At 32.0% G+C, this 13,600-nt stretch carries 13 protein-coding genes and 2 pseudogenes; 3 read left to right on the top strand and 12 right to left on the bottom strand.

Going from position 1 to position 13,600, the window contains the following annotated elements:
- Positions 1–374 precede the first annotated feature (374 nt).
- A pseudogene (locus L987_RS12515) lies at positions 375–641 on the top strand (BCCT family transporter); the annotation flags it as partial.
- Positions 642–879: 238 nt separating this feature from the next.
- Here L987_RS12515 and L987_RS12510 read toward each other — a convergent pair.
- From L987_RS12510 to L987_RS12500, 3 genes and pseudogenes are all read right to left on the bottom strand, one after another.
- Positions 880–1,146: pseudogene (locus L987_RS12510) on the bottom strand (TetR-like C-terminal domain-containing protein); the annotation flags it as partial.
- Positions 1,147–1,193: 47 nt separating this feature from the next.
- On the bottom strand, positions 1,194–1,994 hold the full coding sequence (locus tag L987_RS12505; RefSeq protein ID WP_041784855.1) for a Cof-type HAD-IIB family hydrolase: 801 nt from the start codon (positions 1,992–1,994) through the stop codon (positions 1,194–1,196).
- Between the two features lie 328 nt (positions 1,995–2,322).
- Complete coding sequence (locus tag L987_RS12500) at positions 2,323–3,744, bottom strand: APC family permease (protein WP_002484362.1); 1,422 nt, start codon at positions 3,742–3,744, stop codon at positions 2,323–2,325.
- 292 nt (positions 3,745–4,036) lie between these two features.
- On the opposite strand from L987_RS12500, the gene L987_RS12495 reads away from it, so the two are divergent.
- Entirely contained in the window at positions 4,037–4,870 is an 834-nt protein-coding gene (locus L987_RS12495) for an aldo/keto reductase (RefSeq protein ID WP_047505122.1), read from the top strand.
- Positions 4,871–5,336: 466 nt separating this feature from the next.
- On the opposite strand, the gene L987_RS12490 is transcribed toward L987_RS12495, so the two are convergent.
- Positions 5,337–5,636, bottom strand: coding sequence for a hypothetical protein (locus tag L987_RS12490; RefSeq protein ID WP_011304021.1), 300 nt, complete (start codon positions 5,634–5,636; stop codon positions 5,337–5,339).
- A 376-nt stretch (positions 5,637–6,012) separates the two neighbouring features.
- Between L987_RS12490 and L987_RS12485 the strand changes: the two genes are divergently transcribed.
- Positions 6,013–6,246 carry a FeoA family protein gene (locus tag L987_RS12485; RefSeq protein ID WP_047505119.1) on the top strand — a complete coding sequence of 78 codons (234 nt, stop codon included), beginning with the start codon at positions 6,013–6,015 and terminating at the stop codon, positions 6,244–6,246.
- 60 nt (positions 6,247–6,306) lie between these two features.
- Here the strand turns inward: L987_RS12485 and L987_RS13825 are convergent, their stop codons facing one another.
- The 8 genes from L987_RS13825 to rsmG all read right to left on the bottom strand — a co-directional run bounded on the left by L987_RS13825 (position 6,307) and on the right by rsmG (position 13,599).
- Entirely contained in the window at positions 6,307–6,372 is a 66-nt protein-coding gene (locus L987_RS13825; RefSeq protein WP_162009580.1) for a type I toxin-antitoxin system Fst family toxin, read from the bottom strand.
- Positions 6,373–6,559: 187 nt separating this feature from the next.
- The gene (locus tag L987_RS12480; RefSeq protein ID WP_047505116.1) at positions 6,560–7,954 is read right to left on the bottom strand and encodes an RES family NAD+ phosphorylase; all 1,395 of its coding nucleotides are present in this window, start codon (positions 7,952–7,954) and stop codon (positions 6,560–6,562) included.
- Positions 7,955–8,311: 357 nt separating this feature from the next.
- Positions 8,312–8,407: a type I toxin-antitoxin system Fst family toxin gene (locus L987_RS13820; protein ID WP_002441941.1), complete on the bottom strand. Its 96-nt coding sequence runs from the start codon at positions 8,405–8,407 to the stop codon at positions 8,312–8,314.
- A 302-nt stretch (positions 8,408–8,709) separates the two neighbouring features.
- Entirely contained in the window at positions 8,710–9,468 is a 759-nt protein-coding gene (locus L987_RS12475) for a MerR family transcriptional regulator (RefSeq protein WP_011304024.1), read from the bottom strand.
- Positions 9,469–9,577: 109 nt separating this feature from the next.
- Entirely contained in the window at positions 9,578–10,141 is a 564-nt protein-coding gene (locus L987_RS12470; protein WP_047505113.1) for a helix-turn-helix transcriptional regulator, read from the bottom strand.
- A 193-nt stretch (positions 10,142–10,334) separates the two neighbouring features.
- Positions 10,335–11,792, bottom strand: a complete 1,458-nt coding sequence (locus L987_RS12465; protein WP_047505109.1) for a carbon starvation CstA family protein — start codon at positions 11,790–11,792, stop codon at positions 10,335–10,337.
- A 207-nt stretch (positions 11,793–11,999) separates the two neighbouring features.
- Positions 12,000–12,839 (bottom strand): ParB/RepB/Spo0J family partition protein, encoded by an 840-nt coding sequence (locus L987_RS12460; protein ID WP_002481957.1) that lies wholly within the window; start codon positions 12,837–12,839, stop codon positions 12,000–12,002.
- Between the two features lie 40 nt (positions 12,840–12,879).
- Entirely contained in the window at positions 12,880–13,599 is a 720-nt protein-coding gene (gene rsmG, locus L987_RS12455; protein ID WP_011304027.1) for a 16S rRNA (guanine(527)-N(7))-methyltransferase RsmG, read from the bottom strand.
- Position 13,600: the final 1 nt, after the last annotated feature.

Below are 13,600 nucleotides of genomic sequence, written 5' to 3'. Positions count from 1 at the left end.
TCCTTTTTATGTAAATGTAAGCCCTTACATGTAATATAACATTATTTTTGAAAATTATGCAAAAATTTTAAATTTTACAAATTAAGATTAACTATTTTATGGCTTTATAACGGGGTTTGAGCAGACATAAATTCAAATTAATGTTTTAACACATCATGTCTAGTTGACTCATCATATTTACTTTATTAATGCTGATGATTTACAGCATTTCTATTTTTTTAAAATTTAGATTTCGACATTATATTATTTAATATTTTCGTTACAAAAATATTAATTATTTTTTATACATCGTTGCTTTTATAAACATTTTATATAGTTGTAGCATTCGCATAAGTTTTTATCCTTAACAATGTTTAAAAATATAAGGAGGGTTTATTTTGGAATCTAATGAACAAAAATTTAGCGGAAAAAAGCTTTCTTCTGTTTTTACTTATAGTCTTATTCTTACAGCTATCGTTGTATTATTAGGTGCTATTTTCCCTAATCAGTTCAATACCATAGGGACAAACATTACGGGTTGGATTACAGAATACTTCGGTTGGTATTATATGATTATCGTTGCATTGATGATATTCTTCTGTGTCTTCTTAATATTTAGCCCTATTGGTAAATTAAAGCTCGGAAAACCTAACGACAAGCCAATCACTATAATAACGCTCAATAAGATTAAATAGCATATTGTCACCAATGATTGGGATTTTCTTTATGTACAATAAATTCACTAATATGGCGTATGCAATACCTGATAAAAGAAACGGCGTAAGGATAACTGTCACTTTTTCAAAAAATGTTAATGTAATCTTGTTCATATTGATTGCTCCTATATATCTATTAGATGTTTGTCATTCAATTTCACGATAAATATCTCACATACTTCATTTAAAAGGCTTGCTTTACAATACCCACCGTCCCTACGGTCACAATATTATAGAAATGATGAACAAATTCACGCTTATCTATTCTATTGTCATCTTTGACCCAGTGTTTCAGTATGGAAATACCGGCACCTGATACATAACTCATAAAGTAATCAAATGGCATATTGCCAATTTTGTCATCCGCATTTTTATACGCACTTAAATGACTATATATCAGGGTATATAACTTTTCTTGCAGTATGGATGCTTTACCAAGTTCAAACATGGTTTTGTAAAAAGCGTTTTCATAAAATTAAAAACATTTTTTATGATTAATTATTTAAAACCAAGTAAAAGATTAAGTGTTTGAATGACACCATCTTCATCATTATTTTTGGCGATTAAATTCGCTTCTGCTTTCAACTCTGGGTATGCATTATCCATCGCTACTTTATATTTAGCCGCTTTAAATAAATCAATATCATTCATACCATCACCAAATGCGATTGTTTCCGCGGGACTAATTTGTAATAAATTTTGAATACGACGTATCGTCGTCCCTTTATTAACACCTAAATCTGCAATATCAATCCATTCCTCATCAGATGCAATAATATAAACGTCTGACTCATAGTGCTTAATTTGCTGTGCCGTCGCTTTACAATTTGCTTTAGGATCATGCACTGAAATTTTCAAAAAATCTTCCTCAACTTCTGAAAAATCATTAATATAGGTCACTTCTTGATACGAGCCATGTACAATTCTTTTCTCTGCTTCAGAAATATGATTGAGTACATATGCACTAGATGCCGTACAACCTAAAATCGTTTGCGTCGAATCAATCTCACTAATTGCTTGGATAATTTCTTGCCCTTTATGATGATCAATCGTGGCATTGTATATAAACGATCCATTATATTTAGTTCTAGTAGCACTATCTCCAACGATAAATGTATCTTGCGCTAAATCCCCAACGATATTTTCAACGCGCTCACATTGTTTACCAGTACAAAACACAAAACGAATGTGTGCTTGTGCACAGTGTTCTTTCAATAATTGAAATGATTCACTATTGAATTGACTATTACTATTTAAAAAAGTTCCATCCATATCCGTCACAATAAGCTTGATATTCATTAAAAATCCCCTTTATTAATATATTTATATTAATTGTATCTATTTATATATTAAATGTATATGAAGACGTTTTCCTAGCTCAAATCGTGTTTAGTATTGCCAATGAACTCGGACATAAATACCATTTATACGTCATTTTATATCACAATGCTTTTAAAAAAATAAGGCCCTTTCGTATAATTTAATAAATACTACTAAACTAAATTAACGAGGGGCCTTATAGATAAAGGTTATAATATCACTCAACTTACACTACCAATAGCAACTTCAATGTTAATTACTGTGATGCTATTGATCGATTGGATCGTTTTATTTTTATTTGAACTACTTATTTTTGCTGACGATTCGTTTTCACTAGATAAAATAGATAATACACAATACCAATGATAAACCAAATCAATGTATAGAGCTTAGCCTGTCCACTTAAGCCCCAAAATACAGCGAATACACACACAAAGATAATGATTGGCATGATTGGATAAAATGGTAGTTTAAATGCTGGCATTGGCAAATCTTTTCCTTCTCTCTTACGTAAGGCATAGATACCAACCGTAACGAACATAAATGCTACCAAAGCACCTGCAGAAATTAATTGTGCAAGGAAACCAAACGGAAAGACTGCACCAATAACTACAGCAACAATAGAAAGTACAATCAATGCACGATTCGGTAGATTTTTATTGTTTAATTTTCCAAGCCAAGACGGAAGGATACCATCCCGACCAAATGAATATAATAAACGGGAACCAGCCAACATCATACCGATTAAGGCAGTAAACATACCAATAACTGAAATGGCTTGAACAATGACAGCAATCGTACCATAGCCACTTGTACGTAATGCCCATCCAACTGGCTCTGCATTATTTTTATATGAACTATAGTCAAACATGCCGACTAGCACAAGTGCTACAACAATAAAGAGCGTTACGGCAATCAGTAGCGAACCTAGTATACCTCTTGGCATTGTTTTCTGTGGATTAATCGCTTCACCAGAATTAGCTGCTATTGAATCAAAACCAATATATGCTACGAAGATGACTGAACTTCCAGCATAAATACCTTGCCATCCTCCAAATGCGCCTGCTGCAGTTTCTTTATATTCAGGTATAAACGGAACGTAATTTCCAAGATCTATCACTGATACCCCTACAATAATAAATAAAAAAATCGCGAGTACTTTAAGTACTACTAATATATTTTGAACACGTGCTGTTTCAGAAGTTCCACGAGATAATAACAAGGCAGTAATAACAACGACGACTGCTGCTATCAAATCTAAGATACCGCCATCCGTACCCAATGAGTTAGAAAGTGAATTCGGTAATGAAATATGGAAAGGGTCTAACAGCCCTCTTAAATTAGCAGAAAAACCTGAAGCAACGAAAGATACGGCAATCAGATATTCAGCAATTAATGCCCATCCAACAATCCATCCAAAGAACTCTCCAAATAAAATACTAATCCAAGTATATGCAGAACCCGCAAAAGGCATTACCGTTGCCATTTCAGCATAGACAAATGCGACCATTGCAGCAACAATCGCCGCCACTAAAAAAGATAAGCTAACAGATGGCCCCGTATGATCTGCTGATACAACACCAGGCAGTGTAAAAATCGCTGTAGAAACAATTGTCCCTACACCTAGCGCTAAAAAGTCTTTTACACGGAGTGTACGTTCTAGATGCGCATCTTTATTTTGGTATCGAGATACATCTTCTTTTCGTAATAAGCTTTGTATAAGATTCATTTTTTACTTCTCCTTGCTATTTTTAAAACAAACATGTTTTTAAGTATAATGATTTTTGAATCTGATGTATATGCTATTGAAGAAAGAATTAACTTTTCTTGTATTTTCATATATTTTACAAAGTTATCCGTTAATCACCTACCTTATATTCAGGGACTTTTTTACATCACTTATTTTCTTGGCATTATCTATTGCACGGGTACTTTAAAGTGCGTACTTACTTTTTTAAAGTATGCCCTTTAAAATAATAATTATCGTCATAATACGAATTTAGATAAAAAGGAGTTTTTTGATGCAATATACAACATTTAATAATGGACATACGATGCCTCAACTAGGTTTAGGCGTTTTTAGAGTGGAAAATAATGATACGGCAAAGGATGCTGTTAAACATGCAATTGTTAGTGGCTACCGTAGTATTGATGCTGCTTTCGTATACGGTAATGAAGAAATGGTCGGTCAGGGCATTCAAGAAGGCATCCTTGAAGCTGGTATTCAAAGAGAAGATTTGTTTATCACATCAAAATTATGGTTAGACCACTACGGTAAAGATAACGTTCAAGTAGGTTATGAAACTTCATTAAAGCTTTTAGGCTTAGATTACTTAGACCTTTATCTTATTCATTGGCCAGGTACTGATCAGTCGCTAATGATAGAAACATGGGAAGGCATGGAAGCATTATATAATGATGGAAAAGTCAAAAACATTGGTGTCAGTAACTTTGATATTGAACACCTTGAAACTTTAAAAGCACATACTTCTATCAAACCGGTCATCGATCAAGTGGAATTCCATCCATACCTTATACAACAATCATTAAGAGATTATCTTGCTTCTGAATCTATTCAAATGGAATCTTGGTCTCCTTTAATGAATGCTGAAATTCTTACAGATGAGACAATCGTCGCAATCGCTGATGAAATTGGAAAATCCCCAGCTCAAGTCGTTATCAGATGGAATATTGAGCATGGTGTGGTGACTATACCTAAATCAGTCACACCACATAGAATCGAAGAAAATATAAATATATTTGATTTTTCATTAACGCAAGCACAAATCGCACGCATCGATGCGTTAAATCAAGATCGTAGAATTGGACCAAATCCTTTAGAGTTCAACGGATAGTATACTCATTTTCCCTCATAAAAGAGCCTTAGACATTTAATGATGTCTAAGGCTCTTTTTCAATTAAGCAGTAGATGACTGAATTGAAAATACCCTTGTATCAAGCTTTTTTCAATTCTAGTCATCCTTGCCTTGATTGCATAGGTAGGACTACAAAATCTCTATTAGAAAATTGGATTTTTGTCCCTCTCCGTTATTTTCAATTCTAAGTTGTCTTTGAAAAAAGATGCTATTCATTCCGTAATTAATTAAAACTTCCTAAATCAGCAACTTTAATAAATGTTTTGATTTGAGGATTATACATGTGTTCACCCTAATTTTTTGAATTTACAATAGACTTGTAGGTTATACTTCGTACGCATTTATTTTAACATTAAAAAAATACCAATAAACTTTAGCGTATCGTTACTTCATTCCAAAGTTTATTGGTATGCTATTCTAGCAGGTCATACAGTACGTTATACGTTTAATGCTTCATGCGTTGTAACACTTCTAACTGTATTACTTTTAATGCTTCATTATATTCACGATTTGTACTTTCTTGTGCATTAATAATTAATAAATCAACCAATTCTACGTCGCTTTTCTCACTGACTTCATGTTCAAATTGATGCAAATGTTCTTCTGAGGTCTTCGCATTTTGCTTTTCTATCTGATAGTATTGATCGGCCCCCAATCCACCTTCTTCAATCATGACAGAAATACCATTTGAACGTGTTTCGTTTACTCTTTTTACTTTAATACGTTTATTTTCACGGATAGCCATTTGAATCCCTCCTAACATTCATGTGCATTTGACAAACATCAACTTCATTTTTATCACATCTGCTACTTATTGGATTGAGATCAAATCACCTAGTTGCCGTTAATCATTATGTATAGTCATATTACATATTCAATATAAAACATTATTGTTTCATATTTCGATAGTATCTATAGTGTAATATTACATATAAGTAAATACAATCTCTTTGCTCACTTTTCTATACCCTTTTTCTAATATCATTATCCACGTTAAAGTTGTATGCATACAGCAATAAAGTTTAACAAAATGTTTATAAATTTAATATTTATACCACTTCTATTGCACTAAACCTAATTATATAATTGATAATGATTATTATTGTGAAAGAGTGATGTATATGTTGAATTTAAAGACTGGCGTTCTAGAAAAAAATTACACAGTAACTGATTTAAAAATTAGAAACAAGCACATGCTTCAGCGTCTCCATGCATTAGGTTTAACTCATGGAACCAAGATAAAAATCAAACAAAAATGTTTATTTAAGGGACCCTGCATTTTAGAAATGAATGGTCAAAATTTAAGTATCCGTGGTTGTGACGCATGTCAGATTTTCAAGGATATTTGCATTTGATGCACCGAACCCCTCACTACTCGCAATAGTGAGGTTTTTTGTAGATGTAGTTATTGTATCCTATTTATATTTACGTAACCAATGCGTAAATAACGCAATAATACAAACACTTATGATTGTGCACAAAGATTTCCAATGAGAACAGCACTTCCTCCAAATTCAATTTGACGAATGATAAATAGGTGAGACTATTATAATACTACTTGTTAACAAATAAAATTTCCTATTCCTTTAATCATAATTTATGTAAACAATAAGAGAAATTTCATATTTGAGATAATCTTATCATAGCTATAGTGTACATCTTTTAACTTCATTTATAATTATGAATTAAAAAGTCTACTTCTTTCTTGGATAAAACCTCATATTCACCTCTTTTTAGCTCATTTGTAGCGTGATCAAATAAATTAAAATTTAAATCATTACGGTGTTTTAATGATTTACTACTTCTAATAACAAGACCACCATAATCACCAAATTTAATACATTCCGCAATGAACCTAGGTAATATATATTCTTGATAGTTATTTGAGGTTTTAGGCCTTAGTAATATATCTAAAAGATGACTATCAATTTTAGTAAAATCAGCTAGCTTCAAATTATTATTATATAAGTACTGCTGAACATGGTAATACTTTGAATGTTCGTCATACACTTCTAATAACGAAATTTCTTTTTGATTAGCAGTATATAGTAGAGATTGGCCATAAGAATCAAAGCGTCCACCTCTTGAAATATCATAAGGTGTAATACTCATTTGCTCATATGAAAATGGAAATTTATCCTTTTTAGTTCTGGTTTTATAAAGTGTTAGTTCTTCTGCAGTTTCGAATAAACCTATATTAAAACTTTGGATTTCATCATAAATTTTCTTGCCAATTTTATGATTTAAAATAAGCATTGGAGTATTTTGAATATACCTAATAAATTCAAAAAGTTCTTTTTCGCTAAATCCTAAATTTTCATCATAAAGAGCATAAGCGTCAGAAATACTATTTATGTCAGTATATTCATCACTATCTTTTCTTTTTAAATATGTACTATGGCCTCTAATTCTAGTTGCTGTAAAGTTCTCTTTGAATCCCACTCTACCAAATAAATCGAAATGATTTTTGGGAACTATTAGTTTGTTAATATCAATAGTTTTATTAAAGTTAGTGTAAAAAGCAGATGACGGTATCTTATAATTAAAGTTTTTGATGGTACTGAAATAAGAAGGTTTATTATAATTTAAACTTTTTAAAATTTTATCAGTTACCGAATAATTATATGTATTGTATAAATTGATTTTGCCAATTATATTATTGAATTTAGTTGTATTTGAATACGCTTTATTAATAGCGTTATTAGCTAATAGTGAAGGATTTTTAATAGGATAAGTATAATTGGTAGAAATTAATGAATTTGTTTTTTTATTAAGTAACCCTATTGCATTAAGCACAGATGTATTGTAAACGGTAGGATTAATAACGTTATTGTTGAATTTATTGGTATTTAAAATTGCTTTATTAATAGCACTACTAGTTAATAGTGAAGAGTTATTTATTGAATTGATATAACTAGTATAAATTGGTTTGTTTCTTTTCTTATTAATTGGTGATATATCATACACATTCGTTTTTTTAGGTATAAAGTCAATAAAAAATAAAAATTTATTATTAAGTATATCTTCATAATTTTTTATACAATATTGGAAAAAAGTTTTCATAATTCATATTTAATGATCACACCTTTCAATGCTATTAAAGCTATTATATTAGTATTTTATACAATTATAAGCAAATAAATTAATATTTTGAAAAAATTAAAACACATGCATAATATTGCATGTGTTTTTGTTACGCTTATAAAGGTTATATAAAATCTTTCACTTAAATAATTAAGTATATATTTCTACTATCCCATTCCCTTTATATTAAATATTTATATTTCACAATTTCGATTTTGCATTCCTACCCACTATGATGTTATAATTCAATTAACGAAGGTTATATGCATATAAGCACCAATCCCCTCACTATTTGCGGTAGTGAGGGGATTTTTTGATGCGGCTTAACGTCGCCTTCTATTTATTGCGTTTACTACTAAGCCAATAAGTAAAATACGCAACTGCACAGCCACTAATGACTGGTGCAATGATGTGAACGAAGATCATAAGCATATTAAACACCTCCTTCCGCCGAAAATATCGCCCGCCGGAAGTTAAGGCGACTCTATTATTATACCACCTGCTAATGTATCAGCGTACCTACTTAAACTACGTTGAAGCATATTAAAGAATGCCTCATTTCCAACACTTTTACTACCAAAAACTATAAACTTAAAATTGATTAACTCCCTACTTTTACCATCCCCAAATAATAAAAAGAAGCTAAACAACGTTGTGTTGTCTAACTTCTTAATTAATATATAATCTTTAGCTCGAAAGACATTACCTAAGACGTCCCGCTATCTTATCCGTTTTTATTTCTTAACAAAAGCGATTATGGCATCTCTTAAAAATTGAGCACCACCTTCTACATATTTATCATAATATCTAGAAAATCGTTCATCAGCCACGTACATTTCAGCTAAACCTGCATGTGCTTCTTTAGTATAATCAGACCACGTATACATTAACCATGCTTTATGTTTCGCAGCTAACATTTGCGCAACTTCAGATGATGGATCGCCGGTTTGATATGCTTTGGGTAATAACTCAATAATTTCATTCTCTAATTTACGCCATTCATTATATTCCGCTTCAGTCATATCTTTAAATTTTGCGTTACTTTCATCTACAGTCTTGTCACCGTATTTTTCTCTGATTTCAGTACCATATTCATGTTCGTTTTCTTGAATTGCTTGTACTTTCAATCCTTCAAATTTTTCTTTATCTTGCATAGCAATTTCTCCTTTCGTATGCGCAATGGTTTTTTCTACGGTTTCTATAATTTTGTCGAGGTGTGCACGTTTTTGTTTTAAATTTTCAGAATGATTTTCTAAAGCAGTTACTTGATCAAATCCAGGTTGTTGGACGATGTTTTTTATTTCTTCAATACTTACATCTAACTCTCGATAGAATATAATTTGTTGTAGCATGTCTACTTGTTCTTTGCCATATATCCGGTATCCTGATGAATTGATTCTATCTGGTTTAAGCAATCCAATTTGATCATAATAGCGCAATGTGCGAGGACTTACACCTGATAGTTTAGCTAATTGACTTACGGTATATTCCATAATTCACCTCCTGACAAATAACACGTTACACCCTTACGTTACGTCAATCTCAAGGAGAAATTTCTAATTTTTAAAAATCGAACTATCATCCACATGTTTTATATCATACTTATGGCTTAAATAGATATATACTAATTAATACAACTGCGATAAAAATACCCACGACTAATACGAAACTATATATCGAAGTAATTAAATTTCTTAAATTAGATGAATGTACTTCATTTGGATCCTTTCCATTCATAAAAGCTACGATACGATCATAGGTTTGTATTTGATATGATTTCTTAAAACGCTCTACCTTAAATGATGCAATAATACCAGTACCTAATAATAATATTTCTAGTATTAAACCAAATGCTCCCCAGTAATACATCGCAGGTCCAATTAATATTCCTGCTATCAACATCGGCCATATCATTAAATGCGACGATAGATTAAATCTGCTTTCTTTCAACTTACGCTCCATAATCTCCACGTCTCCTTTGACTAAGTCATCTAAAGAAACATCAAACAATGAACTTAGCATCAATAAATTATGAATATCTGGATAGCTTTTATCATTCTCCCAATTAGAAATTGTTTGTCGTGAAACATATAATTTTTCAGCTAAACTTTCTTGAGATAAATAATCGCGTTGCCGATAATATTTAATTTGATGTCCTAAATTCATTGTTCTGCTCCTTTAAGTAGAGATTATGATGATTTTCAATATAAGACTATCAAAGTTCGTTGACATCTGCATCATTTTGCCATGCTTAAATATTTTTACATACTGTTGTCACAGTGAATCAAGACTGCCCTTTAGACATACCAAAGGATAGGAAACTTGTTATATTAGCAAGCTCCTATCCTTTAATATAATATTATGTTGTTTGTTGTTGCTTATAAGATATTTGATAATCCAATTCAAATTTAGCACCTGCTGTGATTTTTTTGTATTGATAACTGAAATAAGCTACCCATAAAATCGTTAGCACAAAGGCTATGATATAACTTAAATTGAGGTCTAAACCCAATCCAATTTTCTGACTTAAAATATAAGTAAAAATATTCCATGTCATAAACACAGCTGGGATTGCTGCCACCCAGAAATTCTTTTTCGCAATCAATAGATACATCGCACCTACCCATAGTGCAACAACCGCTGTTGTTTGATTTGCCCAAGAGAAATATCTCCATAGAATCGTGAAATCAACTTGTGTAAGACCAAAGCTAATAACGAACAATGGTACTGCTACAATAATACGTTTAACAATATTTCGCTGACCATAGTTTAAATAATCTGCAATAATCATTCTAGCGCTTCTGAAAGACGTATCCCCGCTAGTGATTGGTAAAATGATAACACCTAACACGGCGATCGTACCGAATACAGAGCCCAGTAATAGATGTGATGCCTGGCTCACTACTAATGCAGCTTCACCACGTGCTAAGACATCATTCAAACCATTATAGCCATTAAATAAACTCATACCCGCTGCAGCCCAAATCATTGCTATGATACCTTCCGCAATCATCATACCGTAAAAGATGAATCTACCATTCTGTTCTTTATTTGTTGTTCTAGAAATAATCGGTGTCTGTGTCGCATGAAATCCAGACAATGCACCACAAGTTATTGTAAAGAATAGTAATGGAAATACTGGCGCCCCATCAGGATGCATATTACTAAAATTTAGTTCTGGAATAGGTGCCCCTGTTTGAATAAGACGGAAACCTATACCTACCGCACTCACTAATAATAATGCGCCAAACACTGGATAAATTCTACCAATGATCTTATCTATAGGTAAAATTGTAGATAATGTATAATACACAAATATAACAAAAATAATAATACTCAGTGCAATGCGTCCATCCATTAAATTATGTAATAGAAGTGCCGGACTAGTCACAAATACAGTTCCTGTTAAGAGTAATAATAAAATAGAAAATATATTAACAAAGTGCTTCATCACTTGACCTAAAAATTTCCCTGCAAGTTCTGGTAAGTGCGCCCCTTTATTTCTAATTGAAATCATACCGGTCAGATAATCATGTACTGCCCCTGCAAAGATACAGCCTACAACAATCCAAATAAATGCTATGGGTCCATAAAGTGCTCCCATAATAGGTCCAAATATAGGTCCAACACCTGCGATATTTAACAATTGTATAAGCGAGTTAGATCGCGTCTTCATCGGTAAATAATCAACATCATCTCTTTGATCATACGCTGGTGTGGGTCGCTCTTTATTTGGTCCAAACATTTTGTCTATGTATTTTCCATAAGTGAAATAACCCACCACCAATAAAATAATAGCTACAATAAAAGTAATCATGTTACCATTCCCCCTTAGATAACTTGAAAGCGTTTTCTTAATTTAACCATAAATGGTAAAATCCCACAATATTGCATTTGTTTTTTATTCTAATTTTATAAATATGTATTTTTGATTTTATTAAACCTTAATTAATACCTAATCATATATATTAGTACAAAAAATAGAGGCTTACCTCGTCTTATCATAGGTAAACCTCTATCACTATTAATGTTTAAATAATTTTATTTTAATTTCATAATAATCATCGTAATCTTTGGCTTGATGCTCATATTTAATACCGCTTTTTTCGATAGAATCTAGACTTTTACCAACTGCTTCACGCGCATCGGTCAAATCTTTTTCAAATTCAAATCTTTGTGCTTTTACTTTTTCAGGGCCTATCTTTTGTTTCACACGTGCTTCTGTTTGTTTTACATTTAATTTTTGACTTATAACCGTTTCAACTAATATTTCTTGATCTTCTTCTGATAAACTGAGCATCGCGCGCGCATGGCGTTCCGTAATTTTACTTTCACGTAAACGTTCCAATACTTTAGGCGCCAATTTTAATAAACGTAGTTTATTTGCAATAAAGCTCTGACTTTTACCGACACTTTTAGCTAATTCGCTCTGTGTGGTATCCCCGATTTCTAGTAACTTTTTATAAGCTTCGGCTTCTTCAACAACAGATAAATTTTCACGTTGAATATTTTCAATGAGTGCGACTACAGCAGTTTCCTCATCATCTAAATATCTAATAATTACATCAGCGTGCGTTTTACTTAGACTCTGTAAAGCTCTAAATCTACGTTCGCCTGCTATAATCTCAAACATATCCTCTTCAATTGGACGTACGACAATCGGTTGTAGCAAACCATGTTCTTCTATAGATTCTGCGAGTTCTTTAATCTTATTTGGCTCAAATACTTGTCTTGGTTGATAACGGTTTGGCACAATACGTTCCGTATGAATAGATTCAACGCTATTATTATAATCCTCTTCAATATAACCAACGATGTCATCTTTGTTCTTTAAACCAAATAATTTAGAAAAAGGTTTTTTCATTTACTATGCGCTCCCTCTAAATTAATTGTATTGAATTTTACTATTTTTCAAGTAACGGTGATTTATTTGGTGTTCCTGGTTTTCTAGGATATTTCTTAGGTGTTTGACTACGTTTGTCTATGATAATCATCTGTCTTTCACCTGCATCTTCAGGTAGTTCATATGAAATTGTATCAAGTACTTTACCACCTAATACGCCAATACCGAAACGTGCTTCTTCCAATTCTTCTTCACCTTTAGACGATTTCAGTGCTATGAAGTGACCACCTTTTTTAACTAATGGCAAGCATAGCTCACTTAATACAGAAAGTCTAGCAACTGCACGTGCTGTAACGATATCGTAAGACGCCCTGTAGTCTCCCTTACCATAAGTTTCGGCACGATCATGTACAAAACTCACATTGTCTAACTCTAAAGCTTCCGCTAATTGATTTAAAAAGTGAATGCGTTTATTCAATGAATCTACAATTGTAACTTTCAAATTCGGAAAAATGATTTTCAAAGGAATGCTAGGAAAACCAGCACCAGCACCCACGTCACATATCGTTAATTCTTTAGTTAAATCCGTATAAAAACTTGTCGCAATTGAATCATAAAAATGCTTCAAATATACTTCATGTTCTTCAGTAATACTTGTTAAATTCATTTTTTCATTCCATTCAACAAGCATTTGATAATACGTTTGAAACTGTTGTTGTTGTTTATCTGAAAGTTCTATTCCATGTGTACTCAGTTGCTGTGTTAACCATGCTACACTCATC

The organism is Staphylococcus sp. ZWU0021, from assembly GCF_000798895.1.
Lineage (GTDB): Bacteria > Bacillota > Bacilli > Staphylococcales > Staphylococcaceae > Staphylococcus > Staphylococcus saprophyticus.
Note: the sequence above shows the minus strand (reverse complement) of the source record. Positions and strands in the feature narration are given on the sequence as shown.